We start from the raw sequence: 26,377 nt of genomic DNA, 5'->3' as shown, positions 1-26,377 counted from the left end.
ATGAAAACAAATGTTTTACTGCTTTTTTTAGCTTGTCTTAGCTTTAGTTCATGTGCGCAAAAGAACGCACAAAACCCTTATGGTTTAAATGTGGTTAACGACTACAAAATTTATAAAGCCGCTGTAGCCAAAAATACAAATTTGGAACTTATAGAGATTAAAAAAGCAATTCCTTCCGTAGTGCTTGATATCAGATATGCCACCAGAAACAATTTTATGGGGCAAATAATGTACAAGCAAGCAAGAGCGTTTGCCCGGAGGCCAGTGGTAGAAAAGCTGAAGCTAATCCAAGCGGAGTTGAAGAAAAAAGGCTACGGACTTAAAATTTTTGATGCTTACCGCCCGTATGCTGTAACCGTATCGTTTTACGAAAAGGCCAGTGATAAGAATTTCGTTGCTAACCCGGCTAAAGGATCAAAGCACAACAGAGGCTGTGCCGTTGATTTAAGCATTATTGATTTAAAAACAGGCAAAGATGTGCCAATGCCAACACCTTATGATAGTTTTGAGGCTGCAGCGGCATCAAAATTTACTGATCTGCCACCCAATATTATTAAAAATCGCGATTTCTTGATCTCCACCATGGAGGCACACGGCTTCAAGGTAATCTACAACGAATGGTGGCACTTTGACTTTTTAGGTTGGCAAGATTACGACCTGATGGATATTCCCTTCGAAAAACTATAGCTCCCGTACAGGTTCTTTGTCGCCATATTTTTCTGTCTTTACATCAACTTTATTCCCTTTTATGGTCAGGGAAAACAAATAGCTATAATCATTATCTGTAAGTTTATCCAAAGGTCTTTTACCGCCAAAAGCTTCTATTATTTCTAAAACGGTATTAGAATGACCGATAATTAGAATCTTCTTGCCTTGGGCATTCATTTTTAAGGACTTGATCAGTACATCTACTTTTGAAGGATCGTACGTTTTTATGTTGATCCCAGTAATGTCGGCTAATGGAAAACCTGTGAGTTTGGTTCGTTTATAGTCAGTAGAAAAAATGGAGTCTATCCTTTGTCCTTTTAGCTCCTTTTTAAGCGCTTCTGCACGCTTTGCTCCTATTTCAGACAAATCAGGGTCTTGATCTTTAGGGTTTTTGGTATCCTTTTCAGCATGCCTCACTACCCAAACTTTTAACACTTTTTGCGCATATATAGTTTGCTGCAAACCTACAGCCAACACCAATAACACTAATACTTTTTTCATCTTTTCGTTTTTGAGTTAACATTCCTACTTGTTTGCCAATGCCTCCACTAGTTTCAATATGTCGGCATCATCATGCCAACTAGAAATTACAACGCGGTTTAATGGCGCTCCATCTTTATCAGGATACGGAAAAGACGAAATTAAAATTTTTTCTTGCATTAAGTGTTTTTCTATGCCCGCTTGCGGACTTAAAAAAACAGGAAAGTGTTCGACAGCTCTCCAATCACTCGAATTTTTGACATTTTCGACAAATGTTCCAATGTTTTGTTGGAGCTTTAAATAAGCTGATTTGTAAATTGGCGCTGCTTGCATAAAAGCATACAATCCCGCAGCAGAAGGCGGCGATGCGCCATAAAATTCATTTCCTAATTTTAGCGTATTTATGGATTTAGATGAACCTAATACGATTCCTGCATCCAATCCCAAGGCTTTAGCCATCGATGCCACTACCACCACATCTACATTTCCTTGGCTCGAAATAGCGCTTAATACGCCAGTACCGCCGTTAATCATCCCGATGCCATGAGAATCATCGATGATTAAAATAACATCTTTATCGGGGCTGATATTGCTTATGAAGTCGAAACTGTAAATCTCGGGAAATAAGTTATTCACCGAGTTACTCAGCAACAGCCAACTCGTTGCTGAATTTCCATTAATTTCTTTTACAATTTCGCTACTCCATTGCTCAAAAGTTTGTTGTTGAGCTGGCTTTTCGTCAATCCAAAGTGCTGGGTGCGTATCTGGAGCATACCTTACCTCTCTTTTTTTCGCAAATGTGGTAACGGTGAGCTGTGCGGCGAGATATCCGCTAGATGTGATCAGTGCTGCTTCGGCGCCAAACTTATGTGCCGCAAAGGCTTCTGCTTCGTTGTAAATTCCTAATTGAACATTGTTGCCCCTGCTAGTTCCATTATTTAGGCCAAAAAGTTCAATTCCCTTAAGGTACAAGTTTATAAATTCCTTATTTTGAGGGATGCCCAAGTATGCAGTTCCCCCAAAATAAAGATATTTTTGCCCATTTAAATTCAGGCTAGATGATAGCGGTTGATTTAATTTATCGAATCCGTTTTGCATTAGTATGCTCGTCCCAACTGATCATTTGCAGCTTTAATTAACGAAGTGTCGTCAACGGTATCTTGAGCAAACTCCCAAAACATTATACCATTACATCTGTCTTTAGCCATTTGGGTTTTTTGCTTCACCATTGGAATTCCATTATACCCATAATCAGTAACACCCACCCTTGCCGAGTTAACATTTGCATTGGCTTTAGATGAAGCTATGATGGAAGTATAACTGATAGCGGCACCGCTACCGTCCCTTCCATAGCACGGCATTCCTAAAATTGCTTTTTCCTTAGGCATGCCTTTGGTAGTAAGCCAAAAAGTCAAACTGGCTTCGGTCATTTTCATTGAAGCGTGATTAAGGGGCTCGGCCGAATCATAACCTACGCCGCCATCATATTGCATGATATTAAAAAAGTCCACATATGGATAAACTTCGGGCGAAATAGCATGCCTATTACTTGAAACATAAACTCCTGGAGTAATAGAAGCGCTTAAAAACTTATTATTTTTATGTAGTTCTGCACTTAACTCCTTCATTAACAAAGTGTAGCTTGCATTAGGGTTTACATCTGTAGTACTGGTTGTTCGAGGATATTCCCAATCCATATCTATGCCATCTATGTTATTATTTTTAGCAAAGTTTACTACATTTTTAATAAAATTTGCTCGAGCAGTAGTTGATTGGGCAATAGCAGCAAAGGTTTCCTGTTTTGATTCAGCCCCACCAATTGAAACGCCAAATTTAACATTAAATGCTTTGGCCTTCGCCCTAACGGTAGAAAATCTTGCAGCTTCGGGCAAGGCATTTAGCGAACCGTCTGCAGCAACATTTGGACTTAAAAAAGAGTAAAGCAGATGGGTAACCATTTTATATTTCGCATCTGTTACCTTTGCGGGATCCTGATAACTTGGCATATAAGCTACTATTTTAAAACTGTTATCGGGCTCGTAAGGTGTTACGGGTGTAACTGGAGTAGGTGTGGGTTCTGGCGTAGGTTCCGGATCACTTTTTTTGCTACATGACGCCAGAAAAGCTGCTGCTGTCAATAAATAAAGTAATGGTTTCTTCATTGTTTACTTGTTTAGTTTAAGTTACTTAGGTTCTATGAGTAGCCGATTAAAATAGTCGAATTGTTGTTTGATAGATTTAGCCCAATAAGCCTTGTTATGTGCTCCTGGCTGAGAAATATAGGTAGCCTTAAGTTTCAATTGATCACATTTCTGCTTAAGTTCATTGTTTGATTGGTAAAAAAAATCCGCGGCACCGCAATCGAATATGAAAGGTTTGTTAACCGCTGCTAGCTTATCAATGTTATTGATCACCGCGTATCTCTTCCAAAGCTCATCTTCTTTGGGCGGATTGCCCAACAAATCACCTAGGCCATATTTTCCAAAAGCATCTGTAAGCTGTACGCCTCCACTAGTACTACCAGCACTCATAAAAAGATCGGGGCGTTTAATAAAGAAATATAAAGCTCCATGTCCTCCCATGCTCAGTCCAGATATCATGATCTTTTTTTCGTCTGGCTTAAACCGTTTCAACATATCAGGAAAAAGCTCATCGAAAAAAAATGACTCGTATTGCCAATCTTTTTTAACCGGACTGTTAATGTACCAGCTTTGATATAACCCGTCGGGGCATACAATTATAAACCCGTACTCGTTGGCATATTTCTGCGCATCCATAATGGTATGCCATTGCTTATAACTGCCACCGTAGCCATGTAATAGGAAAATCATTGGTAGTGTTTCCGTTTGTGGCCTGTTTTGAGGTTTAAATACCCAAACCGTATCTGGCTTCGACAAAAACTTACTATTGTAAATCAATTGCTCTTGAGCGTTTGCCTTTAAACATAAAAATACTAACAATGCGCAAAGCGTTGATTTCATAGTTTTAGCTAATTTAAAGGTAATATTAACAATATTTTTTTAAAAACGCAATAACCCGCAAATACACTTCGTTAAAAAACAAGGTTTTACAGCAAAAATCGCTTCATGTTGCATAAAGCAGCATTAAAAGTTGTCGTGTATATAAGTGACCATGTTAACCATCTGTTTTCTCACATCTGCAGTTGACTCAACGTAGTTGTTATTCATAAATGAGTAAAGCAACAGCTTCCCTTTACCAGTAATGATATAACCACTTTGATTATGAACGCCAGAAAGCGTACCTGTTTTAGCAAATACGAAAGGGTTATCTGTTTTTGGATAAGCATTTCGTAAAGTTCCGGCCTTGCCCCCTGCCGGCATCATACTAAACAAACGTTCCTGATTATTTACTTCCTTGTATATCATTTCCAGCAATTTGATGATTGACCGCGGCGTGAATAGATTTACTCTAGAAAGACCCGAACCATCAACCCATCTTGGTTTGTCTGGCAAATCTTTCAAGTACTTTTCTTGTAATGTCGTAATGATTTTGGCACTATTCATCTCTAATCCCAATTGGTCTCCATAAGTCAATAATAACTGCTCGGCAATAAAGTTATCTGACGGGAGCATCAACTGTTTAAAAACGTCGTCACTTTTAGAACTATAAATCCTTTTTGCTTGTTGAGGCATAGGATAACTGGTTAAACGCACTTCTTTTTTAAGCGTATCGGACAGCAGGGCCAGCGTAAGCGCAGTAGACGTTTTATATGGCACTTGCTGTTCGTAACCTGTTTCTGGTTTAATAGCAGGATAATAAAATTTATTTGTGAGAAACTCTCGTCGCACCTCAAATCTCTTTGTCTTGCTATTTGAATCTATTGCAAAGCAAGATTTAAGTGTTTTAGGCAAAATGTTTAACTCACCTCCCTTATTGTCAATTGAAACGACATTATCAAACAACGGTAGTTCCGAAATTTCTGGCTGGTAATATTCATTGTAATCATCCCAACTCCAACCACGCCCGAAAAAGTTGCCGGTAAATCTGTTATTAGCAAAAAACAGTTTCTTATTACTTTGTTTTAACAGTTCGATAGCTTTGGTGCCTTTTAAAACAGTATGTAGTAAAGATGGATCTCCGGTGCCCCAAAATATCAACGAGTCGCCGGTTTCTATATAACGTAACGATGGGATAGAATCTGGACAGGTTTTAAGTCCAGCGTAAAAAGTAAACAATTTCGTATTGGAAGCAGGCACGAAATACTTTTCGGCATCTTTTTGGAATAACATCTGTCCTTTTTCCATATCATACAAAGCAAAACCTACCTGATATTTTTTCAACGTATCATTATGTTTAAATTGCTTTGCTACTTTACGAGAAATTACCTGATTTGTTTTGCAAGACTGTAAGGCGGCAAACGAAATAGCTATTACAATTAACAGCATATTTTTAAGGCTAACTTTGTTCATAATTTAGGGAGTAAATGTTGCAGTATTTCGCAAACCTTAACTTTGAAATTTCTTGGACTTTAATGTTTGTGCCCCTAATTTATTAATTTAGTTTGATGAACGGCTTGAAAAACCAAATATTATTTAAAAATACCTGCTGTTTTTTGCTGCTTTTATTACTTATGCCAAGCTATATGCAAGCACAGCAGTTTAAGTTTAATAATGGTAGAAAGCAGCAAATTTTGTACTTTAATTTGGTTAAAAACCTAATTATTATTCCAATATACATCAACAATAAGGGGCCCTTTGATTTTATTTTAGATACTGGTGTAAACCCCATGATTATTACCGATCCAAGCCTGAAAGAAAGTTTGAAAGTGCCATACGCTAGGGCAATCAAAATTAGTGGCTATGGAGATTTTGATGGTGTAGATGCTTTTTTAGGCACCACGAGCGTAAATGTGGGAGACGCAAGCGCAGATCATATTCCAACCATTTTTTTAAAAGATGACATTTTACCGCTTTCTGGATACGTTGGCCGAAAGATTTACGGACTAATTGGCTATAATTTTTTTAATAGCTTCACGGTGAAGGTGAGTTACACTAACAAATCTTTGAAAATGATCGCTCCCGAAAAAAAAGTAAAGCTAAAAGGAGAAAAAATTCCATTTACACTAATCGATAATAAGCCATATGTTACTGTAGAAGTTGACCAAGAAGGTTTAGGAAAAACTAAATTGCAGGCTTTACTGGATTGCGGTGCAGGACACTCCATTTCGCTTGAAACCCTAAATGGAACTTTGTTCCCTAAGCCAAACTTTACGCTGAAAGCAAACTTAGGAAATGGTTTAACCGGAAGTGTAACCGGACAAATCGGTCGCATTAACGCTTTAAAGCTAGGGCCCTTCGATTTTAAAAACGTTATAGCCAACTACCCGAATTACAATATCGACTCGTTGAAAAAGGGAAGAAATGCCAATTTAGGAGCAGAAATAATGAGCCGATTTAATGCAATTTACGATTACGCCAACGGAGCTATCTACATTAAAAAAAACGAAAATTTCAACAAGCCTTTTGAACATGATATGGCTGGTATCGAAATTTATTCGGAACATGGGCCTCCATCAAGAACAGTTATAACTCGAATAGAGCCTCAATCGCCGGCGGATTTAGTAGGACTTAAGGAAGGTGACGAATTAACCCGCATTAATTTTAAAAGTGTAGACGATTATTCGTTAGATGAAATTGCGTCTATTTTAAAAGCTAAAAATGGCTATAGCGTAATTGTAGAAGTATGGAGGGATAAAACATTTCAAATCAAATTATTAAAACTTAAAAAACGCATATAGCATTCATGAAACCTTTCCTACGCCTTCTTTTTCTTTCGCTTCTTAGCATCCCTTCGTTTGCGCAACAAACAGATTCTATAACATTCATAAAAACCAGATGGAACAAAACATCTGTAGCTGCAAAAACCACACTTTATACCCATCAATTTGCTGATAGCAGTTTATTTAAAGCCAATCAATATGTCAGTTATTTGGAGGTAGAGAACGGGCGCAAAGCTCCTGCATTCTTTATTGGATATGATAAAAAAGACCTCATCATCACCTCCGAGTTTGCTAAAAAACATAGCGCAATTGCCAGCATAAACGGAACTTTCTTTGATATCAAAAACGGTGGATCTGTTGACTTTTTAAAAGTAAACGACACGTTAATTAACCAAAGTAGATTGGATAAAAACAATAAAAGAACTTTTCATCAAGAAGCTGCAGTAGTAATTAACCAACAAAAAGTGGGGATTAAAAAGTGGGATGGCACAAGCACTTGGGAAAATAACCTAAAGGATGAAAACATAATGGTCAGCGGGCCATTGCTGATTTTGGAGAATGTTGCCGAAAAGTTAGATTCAATTTCCTTTAACAAAACTAGGCATCCTCGAACTGCGCTGGGCATTAAACCCAATGGAAATGTAATTTTACTTACGGTAGATGGCCGGCAAGAAAATTCTTCTGGAATGAGCCTATTTGAACTTACAAAAGTTATGAAATGGCTGGGCTGCACTAGTGCGATCAATCTAGACGGTGGAGGTTCAACCACTTTATGGGTAAATTCCTACGGCGACAATGGCGTGGTCAATCATCCATCTGATAATAAAAAATGGGATCACGAAGGGCAAAGAAAAGTGGCCAACATCATTTATATCAAAAGCAAACCTTAAATTTGGAATTTATCAATCACATGAGTTTTAAGCAGCTAACGTTTTTACTATTTATTTCCGTTGCCATTTATGCGTGCACCAGCAATTCTAACAAAGCCGAAAAAAGCAATAATGCGGAAGAAGAGGGACTTACTTTTAGAGATGTAAACGGAGTAAGATTTTACGAAGTGAAAAGAAGGTTCAGTAATGGCTTATCCTTCAATAAAGACGGGTTTATGCTTGCTCCAACATGGATTATCGAGTATAAAGCGCCAGACACCATGTTGGCTTACAGTCCGGAAAAGCAAGGAATGGAAGCTTTTTACCTCCAGTTTGACCACGGCCGTGTGTACAACTTTGCACGTGAATTTTTTAGGGTAAAAACTATCGCTAGAGATAGCTTGGTACTACAGCGCTTACAGGTAGATGCCCGAGTAATTACCAAAGGAGAAGTTTCAGACGTGAACTGTACTTACTATACTAAAGATTATATCGAAAAAGTACTTAAAACCACCGTTGGAGAACTACAACGCCCAACCAAAGCAGATACTGCTTTCATAAAAAAACTTTCGGAAGCTACTTATCGAAATCCATCCAATCCAGATACTGCTTTTGCGGCTACTGAGATTGTACAATTGAAACCAAACAGTAAAAATGTTTCTGTAAAATTAATTGGCTATGCTGATAGCGGCGCACACCGAAAATCTTTTGCTTATATGTACCCAGAGTACAGGGTAGAAATTAATAAGTCGTACCGCGATTTTAGATATCGTTTTTCGGTTATTGTAGACGTGAAGGGCAATTTATATGTAAACAGAATACAAGGCGTTTTGAAGGAAGACATGCCGTACAGAAAAAAGCTTCTACAAGGCATAGCCGATGTATATTTGAAAAACCTGCTATACGTTAAGCCAGGCACCACGTTAGGTATACCGCACTCTAGCGAAATCACCATTAGCTTGGCAGGCAATAAGTAACACTTGTTGATTTATTGTCCAAAAAAGATAACTTTTGCTTGTATTTAGATTTTAATCTGTACCTTGCAAACTTTAATACATAATACAATGCAAGAAGGAACAGTAAAATTCTTTAATGTTACTAAAGGTTTCGGATTTATCATCCCTGCTAATGGCGATGCTGAAATCTTTGTACATTCAACAGGCCTTATCGACGAAATTCGTGAAAACGATAAAGTTCAGTACGATGTTGAAAACGGTAGAAAAGGCTTGAACGCCGTTAATGTGAAAGTAATCTAATTATTATCATATTTTACCAAAAAAGTCCCGCACAGTGTACGGGACTTTTTTATTTTCAGCTAATTGGATTTCGGCACAATTAGCTTTCAAAAAATGCCAATAAATCTTTATTGATGGTATCCGCCTCGGTAGTGGGCATGCCATGGGGGAAGCCAGGATACGAAATTAATTTACCGTTTTGCAATAAAGTTACGGCTACTTTTCCCGTAGTTTCAAACGGCACAATTTGATCATCCTCGCCGTGCAATACCAACACAGGAACGGTCACGCTTTTTAAATCTTCCGTAAAATCAGTTTCTGAAAATGCCTTGATACAATCGTAATGTGCTTTGATGGAGCCGTTCATTCCCTGTCTCCACCAATTTCTTTGTATTCCTTCTGATACTTTTGCACCTTCTCTGTTATAACCGTAAAACGGCAGCGTTAAGTCGATATAAAACTGCTGTCTGTGATGGGCAGTATTATTTCTAATGTCATCAAAAACCGACATAGGAACACCGTCAGGATTACTCTCAGTTTTTACCATAATCGGTGTAACCGCACTTACTAAAACTGCTTTAGCCACGTTATCTTTGCCATGCTTGGCCACGTATCTGATCACTTCGCCTCCTCCGGTGGAGTGCCCAACGTGGATTACATCTTTTAAATCCAAAGCGGCTACAATTTCAGCTACATCGGCGGCGTAAGTATCCATGTCATGGCCGTAAGGGGTTTGTTCCGAGCGTCCATGACCTCTCCTATCGTGAGCTATGACGCGGTAACCTTTCTCTAAAAAGAATAACATTTGGGCATCCCAATCATCGCTAGATAATGGCCAGCCATGATGAAAAAATACCGGTTGGCCTTTTCCCCAATCTTTATAATAGATTTCAGTTCCGTCTTTTAATTTAAGTGTGCTCATAATTTTAGTGTTTTAGGTGTATAAATATGTATGATTGATTTATATAACAAACGTATGGCACATTTTTGTTTGCTTTGTTGATGTAAGTTAAGAAATATAGCTGCGGAACAGGCGAAAAATCAGCCAAAAGGCAATGAAACTATCTATTTACTTAATTCTAATATTTACGGTATCTAGTTCGTTTTTAAAATTAGTCCCTGTGTCAGTCAGTACCATTTGAAGAGCGGTATCATTTATCAACTTTGAATCTTTCAAGTAATTATATTTATCCTCCGCCCAAACAACACTATCTTTATTTGACTTTCTTACTTGTATCACATCATTAGTTGTCGCTCCTAAACTAACATAATAAATATTTATTTTTTCACCGTTCTTTCTTAAGTGTTCGGCTAACAACCTTTCATCCTTTTCAAAAAGGTTACAACCATACAATATAAGCAAAGCAAAAGCTATCGTGTATCTATTCATAATATTCCTTTGTACTTTTTTTTCTTTTTTATCATATCTAATCCAAGCCTTTATCATTAACTGATCATCGGGACGGACTTTCAGCAAGTAGTGCCGCTGGTAGTGCACCTTTATGAGCTTGCCGCCAGTGGCGTATTAGGTGAGACACCTCATCTCCTTTATCGGATTGCAAATCCGTTGATAGGAATTTCGAGATGCGCTGCGCTTAACATCTCGAACAGCGGGAAAGCCGTAGATTCTATTTAAGGGCTAGTGGCTTCTAGGATTAGGAGCCCCTTTATTTGATTTTGTAATAAATCTGATTATTAAACTTGACTTTAGTTCTGGAGATAACGGTGATTATACAAGGATCTGGTATTTCTTTGGGGCTAAACTCCTTTACTTCTTTTTGTTTAGCATCTGAGCTAAATTGAAACAGACTAGAAGTTAATCCCGGATCTCCCAATGTAATCTTTCCATCGACTAATATCCTTGAAATGATAGTAAAATAAAGTTCGTCGTTAACCAAACGATATCTTCCTTTTAACGCAGTTAGGTACCTAGCATCGTCTCCTTCACTATACAAATTCAAGACGAAAGTGCCGTCAATCATGAATCTAAAGTTCTGGTTAAGTCCGCTACCAGTTGTGCCGCTACCTAACTGCCAAACACCAATCAGTTCTGTATTAGTGATGCAAGCAATATTTTTCTTCTGCTGGGCAAAAGCATTGTAAAAAAAAACAGTCAGCGAGAAGAAAATAAATATCTTTTTCATAATCCATGTATTTTAAATTTTCCAATAATCGGCGATTTAGTTTCTATCGATTTTGGCGTAACAGCCGGGCTTAATGTATAAAATTTTACTTTATCCATGGTTGACTTATAGTAAAATACGCTTCCTTTCGTTTCTGGTCCGATTGGCAAGAAGCCATTCCTTTTACCCACGTTTGCTAGTTCGCCCTTATCTACATTTTCACCAACAGATAAAGAGACAACATGGCCGTGTCCTTCGGAATTATTATAAGCTGCTAGAGAGAGTCCTCCCTTATTTGCGTTTACTAATGCCCCAGTTTTGTCGGTACTTTGAAATAATGGACTTTCAGCAAACTGACCAAACATGCTATTTGCTACACCAGTCATCAACAAGCCTGATGATTTATCTGTAGCGGAAGCAACTGCATTCATAACATTCTGTGTGGCATAATTACAATATGTAGCTTTGGTTTTTCCGTTCGCATAAAAGATAGGCTCCAACGCAGGGTTTTCTAAATTCAAATTTTGCTGTTCTTGTATTACCGTAGTCACATTAACCGTATTGGTTGCTACAAATGGAATCCCAGATTGAGAAGTATCAAAGCCAGTAAATTCATAATGAAGAGTTATTCCATCACCAACCTGTCGATATTGAGCCGTAGATTTATCATTCACATGTTTGACCAGATTGCCATCTTTGTCATAAAAATCCGAAAAAGGCGCCGCATACATTCCGTCAACATCGATGAAACGTATAGGGTTATTCAATGCATAACTATATAGACTAAACCTCCTTGATACCTCACTCAATGGGTCAACAGTATTGAAACGCCCAGTCACCGGGTCATAGAACCTCGCACCGTAGTCGTACTGCCCCAGTTCGTCCTGCAGTTCCTTGCCGTTGTAGAGGTACTTGTTCGTCCCGCCAACCGCCGCCTTCCTCAGCCCAAAGGCATAGTAGTCGTCACGCTGCAATATCCGCACAGCACCGTTGTAAATATCGAAAGTTGTGCGCACATTTCCAAGGTGGTCCGAAAGATTATATCTATAGCTGTAGCTGCCGCCGCTGTTCAGCGCAACGCCCTCGGGCATCTGGATGAAGTCGATCACCCCATTGACATACTGGATCCCGTCCACATAGTCCGTGGTTGTCGCAATACCGGCACTGGACACCTTCCGGAGCTTGCGCCCCGTGGCATCGTAGGTGTAGGACATGCTGAGTCCCGACCTGCTTGCCGCCTGCGGAAGGTTAAGGTGGTTGTAGGACAGCGTTGTGCCCGTGCGGCCATCGGTGGTGGCGTTGCCGTTGGCATCGTAGCCGTAGCTGCCCGTAAGCCCCGCTACCGACTGTAGCCTGTTGCCCACATAACTGTACGCCCTTGCCCCCGTGTTGTCCCTGTTGAGGCTGGAGATGTTGCCCATCACATCGTAGACCAGCTGCTCGGCCATGCCAGTGGCCGTAGCGTTCAGCAGCCTGTTCAGCCTGTCGTAGCTGTAGGCGAAGCTGTTGGACGTGCCGCCGTTGGTGTACGCCTGCCCCGAGATGTTGCCGTTGTACTGCGGCAGCGTGCCGTTATCGTACTTCAGCTCCATGGAGAATTCGCTACTGGTACTGTTCCGCAGCCAGCCCCGCTCGTTGTAGCTGTAGGCCGTAGACTGTATGCCGTTATGTAGCTTCTTCTGCCCCAGCTGCCCGATCTCGTTGTACACGTTATCGCTGATCGTGGTAGGGGCGGCCCCGTTGATGCTGTGGGCGGTCGTCGTTGCCCGGCCCATGTGGTCGTAGCCGTAGGTAGTGGCAATGGTGGTGGCGGACGTCCCCTTGGTATGCACCCGGGTGCTGCCATTCAGGCTGCCGTCGAAGTTGTAGGTGTTGTCGGTAACGTCGGTGCCCTCCAAGTGGTGCTGCGACCAGCTGCGCACCACCCTGCCGTAGTCGTCGTAGCACTGCACCGTCCACAGCCACTTATCGGCGCTGCCCAGCACCTTCACCCTGCTGGCCGTGGGAAGCCCATTCAGCATCTGGCTGTAGCCAACAGGCTGGTAGGGGATCCCCGGTATGGCATAGTCGTCAAAGTAATGGATGGTATGGTACTCCACGATGGAGAAGGGGACCGGCTGGCAGGCCGAGGTGTAGCCCGTGCCAGAGGGGCCATCATCGCTCCTGCTCTCCCACAGCACCGTCTGCACGTCCAACGTGGACTGCAGCTGCTCACGGGTGTTGTAGCCCCCGTAGAGACCGGTGATGATGGTACGCCCGAAGGCGTCGTACTTGCTGAAAAGCCAGCGCCCCTGGCCGGCGAGCACCGCATCGCGGCTGTACACCACCTGGTCAAGCCTGTTGTACACCATCTCCTCCCTCCCCTTGCCCGGCACCTTCTTCTCGATCAGCCGTTTCCTTGCATCGTAATGGTAGCCGTAGATGAACTGGTCGAACACCGCCTGCGACTCGTCGAAGCTACCGATGTCCTGGCCGTTCCCGTTGACCGCAGGGGGAAGCACGTAGCGCAGGTTGCCAAGGTCGTCGTAAACGTAGTACGTGCTGAGGCTCTTTGTGCTGGTCTCCCAGGTCCGCTTCAGCACCACCCTGCCATCAAAGTCCCTGTACTCTTCGGTAGTGCCGACATTCCCATCGGCGGCCTTCCAGTTCTCGTCCCCGATGGTCGTTTTATAGAGCCTGCCGGGCTGGTAGTAGCTGGAAGTGGCGCCGTTGCCGGCGCTGTTGATGCTCCACAGCTTCACCTCGTTCGCCGAATTGGTGCCGTAGGCCGTACGGACCGTATGATCGTCGGCAGCCCCGGCCGAGGGCTGCCATGCCGTGCCCGGGAAGCCCTGCTTCACCACACGGTTCAGCGGGCTGGCCTCGAACACCGTAACGCTGAAGGGGCTCACGTTCTGCACGACCCCCTGCGGCGCAGAGGCATAAAAGGACAGCTGGTCGGCTATCGCCGTGGGCCTGTAGCTCCCGCTGGAACCGCTGCCGGCAGCATAGGGAAGGTACTTCACCGGCTCCCTGCCCAGCGCATCGTAGGAAACGGGGGTAACGATGTCCGTATACGAGGGGCTGGCCCCGACCTCGACGGTCTGAAGAGGACGGCCCAGGCCATCAAAATACTGGATAGTCCGGTTCTCCTGGCACAGCGTCCGGGCATCGTTCAGGTTCTGTGCACTTACACCGGCGACCCTGAACGTGCGGGAAAGGATGTAGTTCTGGCCGGAACTGGGAACCGATACCAACGGACCGCATGTTTGGGGAACTATAAAGACACGTAGGCTGCTCCCCGACGGGGCATGGAAACCGTCAGTGAGCGTTACGCTGCCAGTTGCCGATAGCTCGGACTGGCCACTATATACAGAATAGTTCATGGCGCCCTGCGTGATGGGGCCCTGGGCCCGCGACAGCTGTCCACACAGCAGCAGCGCCAAGGTCGTGATTTGTAGATGAAATGTCTTCATGGCCTATGGTTTATAGTGGTAGTCAAATTTCTTGATGATATGCCCGTAATGGTCGCTGACCGTATCGAGCCTCCCAAAACTGTCGTAACCGTAATAGGTCGTCATACCCTTGGCATCGGTCATGCTAGTTATACCAACTAAAGGCTTATAGGTATAGCTGGTGACCTGGGTATTAGGTAATCCTATAACAAGCTTTCCGAGTTCCCTTCGAAGTTGAGCGTCGTCAGTAGGGTTATCCAAAATATTTTGGTCAACTAAAGCCTTCGCGTTTTGATAGCTGCTATTCGATATTCTGGCTACCGGAAACTTTTGCTGATAGCCCCACAAATAAACATCTCTTGGTTGGCCAACCTTACTCTCCTCTACTACTCTGCCGTCAACAGAAAGAAAAGTGTAATCTTTCGAGTACCTTGTATCCATCGTCAACGTAGTATTTGAGTTAATTGACGCTAAAAAATTTGACGATAGTGGTGTTCTTAACTTAATGCTGTTAACCGAATGTAAGTACACGGTTGAAACATTCGGTTGAAGGGCAAATCGTGAGAAAGTTGCTGCCTCAAGCTTACCATCCGTCCACGAGGACGCTTCAATTACAGGGTTCATAAACCGATCTTGCATTTCCAATATCGGCTTAAATATAGTGTCGGCCATAATCTTTGCTTCTAGGTGCGCTCGCCAGTAACTACTCGTTCCTCTATCCGTAAAATTTTCCCTCCTATATTGCACGTAGCTTCTACGTGCCAAAAGCAGGCACTTTCTTCGGTTCATCCAAGCAATCTTCCTACCCCCGGTGGTTACTCCTGGGGTCGTTATCCTATTGAAATATATATCATCGCATGTAGTGCAATTATTTTGGTATGCATCCCATCCATCGCGAATGGATTTCGCATCTGTTGGAACAAAGTCGAGAGCGTATTTATAGGTAGTTACAGCTAAACTCCCATCACTTTTTCTGGAAACTTTCTTGGTTAGTGACCTATGGTAGGGGCTATCGTAATATAACGTATCGCTTGTATTTACTTCTTTCATGCTGAGTTTATCGATAGTCGTTTCGCTACGTATAGTGCGTTTTTTCCAATAGCCTCTAAGCACATATTCAGTCATTGAGATTGGACCTCCGGAAGGTAGTGGTTGACCACCTGAACTTGGGAAACGAGTATATTTCTTAGATCCATCTGCGTATGTATATACAATTGTAACTCCTCCCGATATCGTGTTTTCAATTTGATTATTAAAAATCTGATTAGGTTCTAAATTTTTAATTATAAGCCCCGGAGTAAAAACCTTTGTACTATCGTAAGAATATTTATACGTTACACTTCTTATCAAAGCATTATCGTTATCAAAATGATATTCGCTTTGTAGCTCTCCCCTTTCCAGCGTAAACGGAATTGGGGCACCTGGATAATTCGGTATCTTCGGATCGCAATAGGAAGATGATGAAACGTTCCTATAAGCGACATCATCCGTATTGCTTTCAAATAAGCTTGTTCCGTAGTAGCGGTAAACACTACTTCCTCCATTTTCGCTCCTTTTTATGGAAACCGTATGGTATCCTACGTGATTTCCCTGCACTTTCTGCATCGGCAAGCTACTCATAGGGGAAATAATCACGTTAACTGGAGGGGCAGAAATACCAAGTACGCCAATGTTTAGACAGCCACTTGAATAAACATTCGGCGTATTATCGCTTTCACTAGGGTTGCCCATAATGCCTAAAAGCGCAAGTAAAGAATTTCTTATTGGTGACACATAGTAAGGCCGTTCGAACAAAACGCCAGATGATCTGTTAGCTTCCTCATAGCTATAGCTCTCTGTGATAGGCCGAGTTACGTTTTCGGGATTCTTTATAAGGATCTTAATCCTAAGCCCACCTACAATCGGATCGATCATGTCATAGTTTTTAAATTTACTAATGGTAAGTACAGCGCCTTTCGTAGTGACGCTGTTATCCCTGTTCATCCTGATGTTATAGATTCCAGGAGGTATTTGCACAGCCTTAGTCGTGGTCTCATTTGCTGAAGCACCGGCCGTGGCTATTACTTTTCCCTGTTGATCAACGATGTAATAACTTGCAAAACAAGAACCAACACTACTGTTCCCACAGTCTGAATTAGAAAACTTTAGTTCATAAGTCTCATTCCCGGTAAAAGTTACATTTGGCCAATTAATAGTGGAACTTCCATCATATCCAGTCCAATAACTGGTTATGTACTCAAGCTTGAAACGTGACGCCGTTACTTTCGCCCTATTAGGCTCGAATTCAAAAATTGCAGAGCCTCCCGTAGGATAATTGATTTTAGTCAGCGCTCCGTTTTGCATAGCTGGCCAAGCCGAATCTCTATCTGCACCGTTCTTATTTAACATGGTGTATTTATCTTGAGTTATAATAGGCAAGATATTCTCATTACTAACGCCGTTATAAAATCCCCAATGATCTATTGCAAAGGATAGCCGTCTAGGCAAGGAATTACTAAAATACTCGAATTTAAATGGCCGCAAAGTTGTTCCATTTTCTCCTACTTCCTCTATTGAATCCAGCTTCAATCGTTTCTTATCGGTGCCGTATGGCACCCAGCTTGCATACATTGAGGGAAGTTCGCTGCCAACGACCCCCTGATCTGTGAAATAGCTGGTATTAATTCGGTACTTCTTTAACACTTTTTGACTATCAGATATAATAATCTCCGCTAGAGCCTTTGCTTCTTTATTCGGCAACTCCAGACTAGGGTCTGGTCCTAACTCACCACTTGCCAAGTCTAGACGAGCATCCTTGGATAAGGAAAAAACTATATTGCCCTGAGAACTAACAATTTTTGACAGTCTTACACCCTTCTGATATAATCTCGATAAACGATAGGATTTTGCAGCATCAATACCTATTTCGGGTAAATGCGGTGGAAAAAAAGACCAATAGAAAGTACTGAAGGACTCATAATCATAGAACAATTTGATGGCATCGGACTGATCCGCAGATTCAACTCTGCAAAGATACCAGCTAGAGTATACCCCATCAAAATCAATGCGGCTTCCGTTGGTCGGAAATGCCATTTCCACAGGGCTGACGCCTTGTTCTATTACACCAGAAGGTAAATTTCCGAAAAAATACTTGGTACCGTCGTTTGTGGTAATGCAAAAGCCTTGGATGTTGTTCTGCTCAAGAGAACCAATGTTTCGTTTTACCGACACATAATCAATTTTCAAATCGTCATTTCCCGAAACAAGTACGGGCGTCCGATCGTCATTAAAATAGAATTGCCCAACACGTCCGTTGAAGTTGAAGAAAAACAAATCCGGTTCAGCATCTTCTTGTCCATTATATACTCCCTGATCATGGTCACGAAAAGCGTCAATAGTACTGTTGGCATAGTCGTTATATAAACCATAATTTGAAAAGTATCCATGCCTTCCACCAGCATTTACACCCTCATCAGGAATTCCTCTTACAGTTCTGGTGATAACTCCTCCTGCATTTAAAGCCCAGCCGATTCCAACCCAACTAGCCACTTCGGCCACTTTTACTCCGCCAGCATGATAGCTTAGGGAAATAGGCAGTTCGATTGAACCTTCTTTTAAAATATAAAGGGGGATGTTAACTTGAGGTATACCGGTATGATAGTTAACAGGTATATCAACAAATTTACCTAAAGCCGCTGCATTGGGTGATGCAATATTTACTTTTGGATATTCAACTTGTGCATTTAGCTCCTTATCGGAGAAAAAAAGCATGGCCGTAAAAATTCCTATTGCATAAAGATTTACTCGTTTCATAGTTTATAGTTAGATGTGGGGTTTTTACAGAAAATTTTCTAATTCTTTTCTTGCCAACAAGCTTCGGTTATTTAAAATAAACCAATGCCAAAAAAGGCGCTGCCTTAAATCAGAAGCATCTAGATAGCAAGCAAAAGAAACTTAACGATTATTTAAGCTTTGGCGTAGCCTGAAGAATGATTTTGAGAGGAGTACGCCGAAATGCTCGGCAATTGGAATAAGATGATTTTTCATAGCGTAAGTTTTTTGTTGTCTATTCTGCCAACAAACGTAGATTTTTTGAAGACAGATATAAGAACAAGTTTAATTGAAATTATATTAGCGTGCAAATTATTCTTACATCTGTTTTGAGTAAATAATCTATTTTGTACTGGCCAACGGTGATATATTTCTATTTATTTTCTCTCTTTAACGTCAAAAACAGCACCTGCCTAGCAAAAATAAAGTGTAATTTTTGAACCAAATCCTGAGCTATTTTTATCTCCTACTAGCGAATGCTCAAACCATCAATAACAAAAACCCCCTTACTCATTAAAGCAAGGGGGCTAAATAGCTGTCAATACGCTACTACTTTTTAATCTTAGCGAGTAACAATTCCGGCTCGTTGGTCGTAATGTAATCTACTTTTTGGTTCAACAGCCTGTCCATATCCTGTTCCGTATTTACCGTCCAAACGTTAATTATTAAGCCCAAATCTTTTGATTGTTGAATCCAATCAGGGTTCTTTTTGTAAACATTCTGATTGTAATCGAGTCCATAAAAACCTTCAGCCTTCAATTTTGCTGGCTCAATTTCTCCATTTAAATAAGAAACCATTGCTCCCGGCACATTATCAATTACATATTTGCTGATATAGTGGCTAAAGCTAATGTATTCAATCCAAGGAGCAGCCTTTAATTGATTCACTATCTCAAGCACCTTTTTTACCAAAGCTGTTTCCTGCTCTTGAGTTTTCTGCGGCTTAATTTCTAAGATTAACTTAGTTTTTTTCTGTTTCATTCCAGTTTTTAGATATTCTTCCAAAGTAGGAATGCTCTCGCCGTTGCTCAGTTTTTTATAATCAACCAATTCCTGATAAGTACTGGTGGCAATATCTTTCCCCAAAAAATCTGCATTATGGTTTACTACCGCTACGCCGTCTGACGTTAAATGAACATCAAACTCGCTACCGTAGCAGCCCAAGCTAATCGCTTCTTTCAAAGATGCAATAGAATTTTCCGGTAAATTTTGTGTTTTCCAAGCCCCTCGGTGTGCAATCACCAAATTTTTATTCCACGATTTAATCGCTTTTTGCGCCATTATTGTGCCTGTAATCATTAAAGCTAATATGCTTAAAAAAATTCTCTTCGTCATTGTGTTCAATTAATTTCGAATGCGAGCATCCAGATTTACAATTTCTTTTGGTTTTTATTGATTATATTTTGTTTCTAAATTAAATCATATAACACTTGTTTCAAAACAAATCGAAACTTTTTGATCTAAAAATAAACTGCTTTACAATTACACGCACATTTTTTACCTTTATTGTCGTTTAATTGGTAATGGGTAACAACTACAATTTATTGATCGATAAAATCAACGAGTTCACTCGCAAGTTTTATCTAAACAAACTATTACGGGGTAGCATTTATGCTGCAGCGCTAATATTGAGTATGTATTTGTGCCTTTTTGTTTATGTTTTTTACAGCTATCCTGGCGTATCTACCAAAACACTTTTATTCTACTCGTTTTTTACAATTTCGCTTGCAGCTGTTATTTTTTGGATTGTTAAACCTGCGCTTTCCTACTTCAATTTAAGCAAAACTATCAGCATTGAAACTGCTTCAAACTTAATTGGCAACCATTTCTTTAACGTTAAGGATAGGTTATTAAATACTTTGCAGCTAAAGCAACTTGCCGATAGCTCTCCACAAAATAGCGCTCTTATTTTAGCTGGAATTGATCAGAAAATTGCCGAGCTAAGACCCATCCCATTTAGCACTGCCGTTAATCTTGGCGAGAACAAGAAATACATCAAGTATATTGCCTTTCCGCTATTAGTAATTTTAATTATTGGAATTATTTCGCCGGCGATATTAAAAGAAGGCACAAGTAATTTTGTACGCTACAACGAAGAAGTTTTACCGAAAGCGCCCTTTCAATTTGTGATCGAAAACAGCAATTTAAACATTACGCAGGGCGATGATTTGCCTATTAAACTAAAGTTGACTGGTGATGAATTTCCGCAAGATATTTATTTGGAAGACGGAGTAAATAGCTACCGTTTGGAAAAGCAGGACATCAGCCACTTTAGCCACACATTCAAGAACATTCAAAAGGATAAAGTGATTCGATTTAACGGTGGAGGTTTCAATTCTACGAGCCATACGATACACGTAAAACCTCGACCGTCACTGCTAAATATCAGCGCAAATTTAATTTACCCTGCTTATCTAAAACGCAAGGCGGAAGCCATTGCCAACGTGGGCGATTTGCTATTACCCGAAGGAACCAAGGTTAACTGGTTGCTGAAAACAGAAAATAGCGATGCGATCACTTTCATCCTGCAGCAAAAGACTTACCAGCTCAAAGTAACCGAAGATGCTGCACAGTTTAACGCTGTTATAAAGCAAAATGGGATTTATCAAATTGTACCAAAAAATCAATTTGTAAGCCTTAGGGATTCATTGAATCACCAAATCACCGTAATTAAGGATCAGTTTCCATCTATCAACATCACCGAAACGCCAGACAGCATAAGTATCAAAAGTTTGTACTTCACTGGTGTAATTAATGATGATTATGGCTTTTCTTCCCTAAGGTTTAAATATCAGATCAAGGAAAATAAAAAGCTGGTAGCACAAGGTGCGAAATCCATTCCCATTAAACCTCAGCAAACAGAAAACAAATTTTTCTATCTGTGGAATATGGAACAGATTGGCGCAAAACCGGGCCAAACGATCGAGTATTTCTTTGAAGTAGCTGATAACGATGGCGTAAACGGCGCAAAAGTTAGTCGCTCGGAAATTAAAACTTATCAAGCTCCAACGCAGCGTGAAATCGCAAAAAAATTGGATGAGGGAAGCCAGTCGCTAAAGAAAAAAATGGAGGAAACCATGAAATTGGCCAATACCATTGAAAAAGATAGTAAAAAACTGAGCGAAAACCTACTTAACAAAAAACAGCTCGACTTTGAGGACAAAAAGCAAATTGAGCAATTGTTAGATAAGCAAAAACAGTTGGAAGATGCCGTAAAGGACATCAAAGATCAAAACAAAAAGAATAACTTCAACAAAGAAGAAAATGCAGTGCTGAATGAAGAGCTTAAAGAAAAGCAGCAAAAAATTGATGAGCTATTCAATAACGTACTGGATGAAAAAACCAAAGAGCTGTTACAAAAACTACAGCAGTTGATGGATCAAAATAATAAAGAACAGACCCGCAACGAACTGCAGAAAATGCAGATGGATAATAAATCCTTGAAAAATGAGCTGGACCGGATTCTAGAACTTTATAAGCAGCTGGAATTTGAACAAAATTTACAAAATAAAATCGATCGACTAAATGAGCTGTCCAAACAGCAGAAAGATTTATCGCAACAAAGCAAAGACAAAAATACTTCGCAGCAAGAGTTAAAGGAAAAGCAAGATCAGCTGAACAAAGATTTTCAGGATTTAAAAAAGGAATTACAGGAGTTAGATAAAAAAAATCAATCGTTAGAAAGGTCAAATGATTATAAGAATCCTGAACAGGAAACGAAGGAGATAGAAAAGACACAGCAGGAAAGTAAAGAGCAACTTAACCAAAACTCTCGACAAAAAGCGGCAGAAAAGCAGCAACAGGCAGGCCAGCAAATGCAACAATTAGCGCAACAAATGCAGCAACAACAGCAGCAAGGAGCGGAAGAAGAGACCAAAGTGAGTGCTCAGGAACTGCGTAAACTGCTTGAGAATTTGTTGAGCACGTCGTTTGAGCAAGAAAAAGTAATGTTGGCACTGCGTAAAATGAGCGCTTCTGATCCTGGCTATGTGGCACAGGCGCAAAAGCAAAACCTCATTAAGGAAAACATGAAAACTATTGCCGACAGCTTATTTTCGCTAAGTAAGCGTGTGCCGCAAATAGAAAGTGTGGTTAATACCGAAGTGGAAAAAATCAACTTCAACATTGGAAAAGCCATCGACTTTTTAGGAGATAGACGTACTGGGGAAGCGAGCCGTTCGCAACAGTTTGCCATGACATCCCTCAACAATTTAGCATTGATGCTTAATGAAGCACTGGAGCAGCTGCAAAATGCCATGAAAAATGCAAAAAGCGGGAAAGGAAAACAAAAGCAGAGCATGCAACAGCTACAACAAATGCAGGAGCAGCTGAATAAAAACATGCAGCAAGCTAAAGAAAAAATGGAACGCGAAGGAAATATGGGTACCGTGCCTAAAGGACAAATGAGTCAGGAATTTGCGAAGATGGCCCAACAACAGCAAATGTTAAGAGAAGCGCTGGAAAAAGTAAATAAAGAAGACAACAAAAATGGCAAGGGTACGCTGGGCAACCTCAACCAAGCCATTCAAGAAATGAAGCAATCGGAACTGGATTTAGTGAATAAACGCATTACACAAGAAACCATTAACCGACAAAAAAATCTAATGGTAAAATTATTAGATGCAGAAAAAGCGCAGCGTGAACAAGAACAGGATGAAAAGCGGGAAAGCAATGCCGCCAAACAATTTCCGCCCTCCTACCAGCAAATGCTTGACAAATTTAATAAGAGCATGCAGAGCGAAACTGAATTGATTAAAAAACTTCCGCCCAACCTTAACTATTACTACAAAAATAAAGTAGCGGAATATTTTAGGTTGCTAAATGCCGATAAAAAGTAAGTCCAATTTCTGAAGATCTCCCGGCATTCTTGGTGCCTTTGTAGTCAATCTTATTACTTTTGTGTTTCAATTTTTATATCGATGCCAAAAATTAATTTCTTCAACGAAGACACTAACTATACGCTTAAAGGTAAAACTTCCATTAAAAAATGGATCAGCGAAACCATATCAGCCGAAGGCTACAAACTATCGGAATTGAATTTCATTTTCTGTTCAGACGATTATTTACTGCGTATAAACCAAGATTTTTTGCAACATGACTACTATACCGATGTAATCACTTTTGATAACTCAGAGGAGCTTAAAACTATTTTAGGGGATATTTTTATTAGCATCGATAGAGTTAAAGATAACGCTAAGCAAAACAACGCCAAAACTATCGATGAACTTTGCCGCATCATCATTCATGGTACACTTCATCTATTAGGTTATAAAGATAAGTCCAAGAACGACAAAATCGCTATGACCGCAAAAGAGGATTTCTATTTGGCAAAAAGAAGCTGACTTTAAACAATATAGTTTTGCGACCATCGTACGTAAGCTAGAAATAGTCGGTCCAATCAAGTCATCGGTTATGCATTAAAATTATGTTTTTTGCGGTTTTATTCTTAAAATAGCTTGATTTTCAAAATATTAGTTGCGATTTAATGCGGCTTTTAATAGAAATCATTAACCTAAAACCACTATTTTAAGAATGAAGAAACTTATTACGAAACATGAAATTGCCAAAACTTATTTGGTTTTTATGCTTTTCATTGCCTTGCTGGCATCTTGTTCTAAAAAAGATGATCCAACTCCAGGTAATAATCCGCCCCCTACAACTAACGGCACTATTTCAAGTGCGAAGGAAATCACGAGTATTACCATTCTCAAGTCTGAAAATTCAAATATCAACGGTGATGGGTATATCTATAAATCGACTTCTAAAATTTATATCACGCTACCATTGGGATCTACCTTAACGGGGGTTAAAGTCAATTTTAACTTATCTGCGAAAGCTTCTATCAAAGTAGATGGAAACACCCTTTCCAACAATTCGGGAACGTTAGATTTAAGCAAAACACTACCTGTAATTGTAACTGCAGAAGATGGCACCACAGCAAATTTTACCATTTTAGCCCAAACAGGAATTAAGGATATTGATGCGATGATTTATCCGGTCATTGAAAAATATAATATCCCAGCTGCATCTTACGCCATTGGAAAGAATAGTACCGAAAACGTAGTATATAAGAATGCTTGCGGTTTTGCTAGCGTAGAAGGTAATGAACGTGCCTCGGCTGATTACGAGTTCAGGCTTGCATCAATGAGTAAGCAGCACACGGCTATCGCTATCATGTCGCTAATACAAGCTGGCAAAATAGGCCTTAACGATTTGGTTTTTGGCGCAACGGGCATACTTAAAGCTTCTTTCCCAACGGTAGGTCCCAAATCGTCGAAAGTAACCGTAAGGCATCTATTGGAGCACACTGCTGGATATTCAGGAGATCCTATGTTTAGCAGCAGTGCCGGAACCACCTTGGATCAAAAAATACAGACCATGCTCAACTCCAGCCAATCAGAACCTGGAACCACTTACTCCTATTACAACATGGGGTATGGTGTTTTAGGAAAGATTATAGAAGTGGTATCAGGAAAGGATTACATCACCTACATCAAGGAAATTTATGGTGCTGGCGGAATTACGGTAAATCTGGCTTCGTCTTCTGCCTCCTCCCGTCGAGCTAAAGAGGCCGTTTGCTATCCACAAGGAAGTTCCACAGCATATGGCAATGATATCGAAGTTTACAAGGCGGCGGGTGGTATTTCCATCAATACCGACAACCTATTTAAAGTATTGTATTCCGTTGATGGTGGTACCATAAGGCCAGATATTCTTGATTATGCCACCAGAACAATGATGTTTACTAAGTCAACAATTGCAAATTACACACTAGGTTGGCGCACCGGGCATTCACTTTTCGAAGGATTTTATCATGGAGGCAATTTAATCGGCACAGCCACTTTCTGGATTTATGGAACAGAATATAGTGCCGCAATTTTATTGAACTCGCGAAGCGAGAATAGCAACTTTGATACGGAATTGATTGTACTTACCAATAACGTAATGGCCAAAGCAAAAGAACTTCGACTCTAAAAAGAGCACTATAACTAATTGCATAAAAAGGGTGAGATTTAATATTTCACCCTTTTTATGATTTAGGAGAAAAAATAGAAGACCTGTTGGTCGAAAAATAAAAGGCGTTGGTCGAAGCGCAACTGTTGATGGTATAATACGCCGGCAAGGCATGCAACCTTTTTACTGTTCTTCAGTCTTATAGATGTAACAAGTTCAAAAACAAAAATAACACGGACATAAAAAACACACAATATGAAAACTTCTATTAAAACTTTATTCGCTGCTTTACTAACTTTAGGTTTAGGAATCAACGGACCTTCTTTCGCAAATGCTAAAGAGAATCAAAAAGTAACGGTACTTAGCCAAATCAATAATTTTAGCAAACTTAACGTTGCAGGAAATGTCGAAGTAATACTGGTTCAAAGCAGCAACCAAAGCGTTCAAGTTTATGATAATTACTATGCGAAAAACGCATTAGTACAAGAGAAAAACGGTGAACTTAGAATCAGTTCATTCAACAAAGAAACTTTAACCGTTGTAGTTTACGCAAGTCAATTAAATGAAATCAACGTTAGCGATAACTCAACAGTTAAAACTGCTGGAAAATTTAACACGTTGAGCCTAGTTGTTAATTTAAAAGATGAAGCGAAAGCTTCCCTAAACACCAACACTGTAGATTTATTCGCAAACGTAAACGGACGTTCCGCTTTAAATTTAACAGGAAATACGAACGAATATAATGCTACCATCGGCACAGTTGCAGCAATCAACATGAACAATTTCACCTCAGAAATTAGCAATATCCAATCTAAAAATGTAGGCGTTGCTAAACAACAAGAAAACAAAAATCAGCTACCAGAAAACGACATCTTAACCATATTTTAAAATTCATATTCACATATAAATTTAGTTTAGTTTTAGTTAATCAAGCGGGTGGATGCCCGCTTTTTTTATTTTCAAATGATCCGTTATTACGCAGTAAAGCTGTAAAACTTATTCATTTAAAAATAATGGCTATATT

General features: G+C 40.3%; 20 protein-coding genes. 9 read left to right on the top strand and 11 right to left on the bottom strand.

Features of this window, described 5'->3' with window-relative positions:
- Entirely contained in the window at nucleotides 1-687 is a 687-nt protein-coding gene (locus ACY2A0_RS08010; RefSeq protein WP_461789038.1) for a M15 family metallopeptidase, read from the top strand.
- On the opposite strand, the gene ACY2A0_RS08005 is transcribed toward ACY2A0_RS08010, so the two are convergent.
- The 5 genes from ACY2A0_RS08005 to ACY2A0_RS07985 form a co-directional block, all read right to left on the bottom strand.
- Nucleotides 682-1,209, bottom strand: coding sequence for a phosphoglycerate mutase family protein (locus ACY2A0_RS08005; protein WP_461789037.1), 528 nt, complete (start codon nucleotides 1,207-1,209; stop codon nucleotides 682-684). The two genes, ACY2A0_RS08010 and ACY2A0_RS08005, sit on opposite strands and share 6 nt — an antisense overlap.
- 24 nt (nucleotides 1,210-1,233) lie before the next feature.
- A complete protein-coding gene (locus ACY2A0_RS08000; RefSeq protein WP_461789036.1) occupies nucleotides 1,234-2,286 on the bottom strand; it encodes an aminotransferase class I/II-fold pyridoxal phosphate-dependent enzyme in 1,053 nt (350 codons plus the stop codon).
- Nucleotides 2,286-3,350 (bottom strand): glycosyl hydrolase family 18 protein, encoded by a 1,065-nt coding sequence (locus ACY2A0_RS07995; RefSeq protein WP_461789035.1) that lies wholly within the window; start codon nucleotides 3,348-3,350, stop codon nucleotides 2,286-2,288. The genes ACY2A0_RS08000 and ACY2A0_RS07995 overlap by 1 nt, the downstream gene beginning before the upstream one ends.
- Nucleotides 3,351-3,371: 21 nt before the next feature.
- Complete coding sequence (locus ACY2A0_RS07990) at nucleotides 3,372-4,169, bottom strand: alpha/beta hydrolase (RefSeq protein ID WP_461789034.1); 798 nt, start codon at nucleotides 4,167-4,169, stop codon at nucleotides 3,372-3,374.
- 123 nt (nucleotides 4,170-4,292) lie between these two features.
- A complete protein-coding gene (locus ACY2A0_RS07985; protein WP_461789033.1) occupies nucleotides 4,293-5,618 on the bottom strand; it encodes a D-alanyl-D-alanine carboxypeptidase/D-alanyl-D-alanine-endopeptidase in 1,326 nt (441 codons plus the stop codon).
- 173 nt (nucleotides 5,619-5,791) lie between these two features.
- On the opposite strand from ACY2A0_RS07985, the gene ACY2A0_RS07980 reads away from it, so the two are divergent.
- The 4 genes from ACY2A0_RS07980 to ACY2A0_RS07965 all read left to right on the top strand — a co-directional run bounded on the left by ACY2A0_RS07980 (nucleotide 5,792) and on the right by ACY2A0_RS07965 (nucleotide 9,053).
- On the top strand, nucleotides 5,792-6,946 hold the full coding sequence (locus tag ACY2A0_RS07980; protein ID WP_461789032.1) for an aspartyl protease family protein: 1,155 nt from the start codon (nucleotides 5,792-5,794) through the stop codon (nucleotides 6,944-6,946).
- A 5-nt stretch (nucleotides 6,947-6,951) separates the two neighbouring features.
- Nucleotides 6,952-7,818 (top strand): phosphodiester glycosidase family protein, encoded by an 867-nt coding sequence (locus ACY2A0_RS07975; protein WP_461789031.1) that lies wholly within the window; start codon nucleotides 6,952-6,954, stop codon nucleotides 7,816-7,818.
- The gene (locus ACY2A0_RS07970; RefSeq protein ID WP_461789030.1) at nucleotides 7,758-8,774 is read left to right on the top strand and encodes a hypothetical protein; all 1,017 of its coding nucleotides are present in this window, start codon (nucleotides 7,758-7,760) and stop codon (nucleotides 8,772-8,774) included. Before ACY2A0_RS07975 ends, ACY2A0_RS07970 begins: the two co-directional genes overlap by 61 nt.
- A gap of 87 nt (nucleotides 8,775-8,861) precedes the next feature.
- Nucleotides 8,862-9,053 carry a cold-shock protein gene (locus tag ACY2A0_RS07965; RefSeq protein ID WP_113638175.1) on the top strand — a complete coding sequence of 64 codons (192 nt, stop codon included), beginning with the start codon at nucleotides 8,862-8,864 and terminating at the stop codon, nucleotides 9,051-9,053.
- Nucleotides 9,054-9,132: 79 nt separating this feature from the next.
- Here ACY2A0_RS07965 and ACY2A0_RS07960 read toward each other — a convergent pair whose 3' ends face one another.
- The 6 genes from ACY2A0_RS07960 to ACY2A0_RS07935 all read right to left on the bottom strand — a co-directional run bounded on the left by ACY2A0_RS07960 (nucleotide 9,133) and on the right by ACY2A0_RS07935 (nucleotide 19,734).
- Nucleotides 9,133-9,954, bottom strand: coding sequence for an alpha/beta fold hydrolase (locus tag ACY2A0_RS07960; RefSeq protein WP_461789029.1), 822 nt, complete (start codon nucleotides 9,952-9,954; stop codon nucleotides 9,133-9,135).
- Nucleotides 9,955-10,101: 147 nt separating this feature from the next.
- Nucleotides 10,102-10,509 carry a hypothetical protein gene (locus tag ACY2A0_RS07955; RefSeq protein ID WP_461789028.1) on the bottom strand — a complete coding sequence of 136 codons (408 nt, stop codon included), beginning with the start codon at nucleotides 10,507-10,509 and terminating at the stop codon, nucleotides 10,102-10,104.
- A gap of 190 nt (nucleotides 10,510-10,699) precedes the next feature.
- Nucleotides 10,700-11,176 carry a hypothetical protein gene (locus ACY2A0_RS07950; protein WP_461789027.1) on the bottom strand — a complete coding sequence of 159 codons (477 nt, stop codon included), beginning with the start codon at nucleotides 11,174-11,176 and terminating at the stop codon, nucleotides 10,700-10,702.
- Nucleotides 11,173-14,610 (bottom strand): DUF6443 domain-containing protein, encoded by a 3,438-nt coding sequence (locus tag ACY2A0_RS07945; protein WP_461789026.1) that lies wholly within the window; start codon nucleotides 14,608-14,610, stop codon nucleotides 11,173-11,175. The genes ACY2A0_RS07950 and ACY2A0_RS07945 overlap by 4 nt, the downstream gene beginning before the upstream one ends.
- Nucleotides 14,611-14,613: 3 nt before the next feature.
- Nucleotides 14,614-18,381: a hypothetical protein gene (locus ACY2A0_RS07940; RefSeq protein WP_461789025.1), complete on the bottom strand. Its 3,768-nt coding sequence runs from the start codon at nucleotides 18,379-18,381 to the stop codon at nucleotides 14,614-14,616.
- 567 nt (nucleotides 18,382-18,948) lie between these two features.
- Nucleotides 18,949-19,734 carry a glycerophosphodiester phosphodiesterase gene (locus ACY2A0_RS07935; protein ID WP_461791321.1) on the bottom strand — a complete coding sequence of 262 codons (786 nt, stop codon included), beginning with the start codon at nucleotides 19,732-19,734 and terminating at the stop codon, nucleotides 18,949-18,951.
- Nucleotides 19,735-19,922: 188 nt separating this feature from the next.
- On the opposite strand from ACY2A0_RS07935, the gene ACY2A0_RS07930 reads away from it, so the two are divergent.
- The 4 genes from ACY2A0_RS07930 (at nucleotide 19,923) to ACY2A0_RS07915 (ending at nucleotide 26,241) form a co-directional block, all read left to right on the top strand.
- Entirely contained in the window at nucleotides 19,923-23,237 is a 3,315-nt protein-coding gene (locus ACY2A0_RS07930) for a DUF4175 family protein (protein WP_461789023.1), read from the top strand.
- Between the two features lie 81 nt (nucleotides 23,238-23,318).
- Complete coding sequence (ybeY, locus tag ACY2A0_RS07925; RefSeq protein ID WP_461789022.1) at nucleotides 23,319-23,741, top strand: rRNA maturation RNase YbeY; 423 nt, start codon at nucleotides 23,319-23,321, stop codon at nucleotides 23,739-23,741.
- A 190-nt stretch (nucleotides 23,742-23,931) separates the two neighbouring features.
- A complete protein-coding gene (locus ACY2A0_RS07920) occupies nucleotides 23,932-25,374 on the top strand; it encodes a serine hydrolase domain-containing protein (RefSeq protein ID WP_461789021.1) in 1,443 nt (480 codons plus the stop codon).
- A gap of 234 nt (nucleotides 25,375-25,608) precedes the next feature.
- A complete protein-coding gene (locus ACY2A0_RS07915; RefSeq protein WP_461789020.1) occupies nucleotides 25,609-26,241 on the top strand; it encodes a GIN domain-containing protein in 633 nt (210 codons plus the stop codon).
- Nucleotides 26,242-26,377 lie beyond the last annotated feature (136 nt).

Source organism: Pedobacter sp. (genome assembly GCF_965249885.1).
GTDB lineage: Bacteria > Bacteroidota > Bacteroidia > Sphingobacteriales > Sphingobacteriaceae > Pedobacter.
Note: the sequence above shows the minus strand (reverse complement) of the source record. Positions and strands in the feature narration are given on the sequence as shown.

Bases quoted from the DNA above. Each gene is read 5' to 3' on its own strand.
- ACY2A0_RS08010 (WP_461789038.1), top strand. From the start codon at position 1: ATGAAAACAAATGTTTTACTGCTTTTTTTAGCTTGTCTTAGCTTTAGT.
- ACY2A0_RS08005 (WP_461789037.1), bottom strand. From the start codon at position 1,209: ATGAAAAAAGTATTAGTGTTATTGGTGTTGGCTGTAGGTTTGCAGCAA.
- ACY2A0_RS08000 (WP_461789036.1), bottom strand. From the start codon at position 2,286: ATGCAAAACGGATTCGATAAATTAAATCAACCGCTATCATCTAGCCTG.
- ACY2A0_RS07995 (WP_461789035.1), bottom strand. From the start codon at position 3,350: ATGAAGAAACCATTACTTTATTTATTGACAGCAGCAGCTTTTCTGGCG.
- ACY2A0_RS07990 (WP_461789034.1), bottom strand. From the start codon at position 4,169: ATGAAATCAACGCTTTGCGCATTGTTAGTATTTTTATGTTTAAAGGCA.
- ACY2A0_RS07985 (WP_461789033.1), bottom strand. From the start codon at position 5,618: ATGAACAAAGTTAGCCTTAAAAATATGCTGTTAATTGTAATAGCTATT.
- ACY2A0_RS07980 (WP_461789032.1), top strand. From the start codon at position 5,792: ATGCAAGCACAGCAGTTTAAGTTTAATAATGGTAGAAAGCAGCAAATT.
- ACY2A0_RS07975 (WP_461789031.1), top strand. From the start codon at position 6,952: ATGAAACCTTTCCTACGCCTTCTTTTTCTTTCGCTTCTTAGCATCCCT.
- ACY2A0_RS07970 (WP_461789030.1), top strand. From the start codon at position 7,758: ATGGGATCACGAAGGGCAAAGAAAAGTGGCCAACATCATTTATATCAA.
- ACY2A0_RS07965 (WP_113638175.1), top strand. From the start codon at position 8,862: ATGCAAGAAGGAACAGTAAAATTCTTTAATGTTACTAAAGGTTTCGGA.
- ACY2A0_RS07960 (WP_461789029.1), bottom strand. From the start codon at position 9,954: ATGAGCACACTTAAATTAAAAGACGGAACTGAAATCTATTATAAAGAT.
- ACY2A0_RS07950 (WP_461789027.1), bottom strand. From the start codon at position 11,176: ATGAAAAAGATATTTATTTTCTTCTCGCTGACTGTTTTTTTTTACAAT.
- ACY2A0_RS07945 (WP_461789026.1), bottom strand. From the start codon at position 14,610: ATGAAGACATTTCATCTACAAATCACGACCTTGGCGCTGCTGCTGTGT.
- ACY2A0_RS07940 (WP_461789025.1), bottom strand. From the start codon at position 18,381: ATGAAACGAGTAAATCTTTATGCAATAGGAATTTTTACGGCCATGCTT.
- ACY2A0_RS07935 (WP_461791321.1), bottom strand. From the start codon at position 19,734: ATGACGAAGAGAATTTTTTTAAGCATATTAGCTTTAATGATTACAGGC.
- ACY2A0_RS07930 (WP_461789023.1), top strand. From the start codon at position 19,923: ATGGGTAACAACTACAATTTATTGATCGATAAAATCAACGAGTTCACT.
- ybeY (WP_461789022.1), top strand. From the start codon at position 23,319: ATGCCAAAAATTAATTTCTTCAACGAAGACACTAACTATACGCTTAAA.
- ACY2A0_RS07920 (WP_461789021.1), top strand. From the start codon at position 23,932: ATGAAGAAACTTATTACGAAACATGAAATTGCCAAAACTTATTTGGTT.
- ACY2A0_RS07915 (WP_461789020.1), top strand. From the start codon at position 25,609: ATGAAAACTTCTATTAAAACTTTATTCGCTGCTTTACTAACTTTAGGT.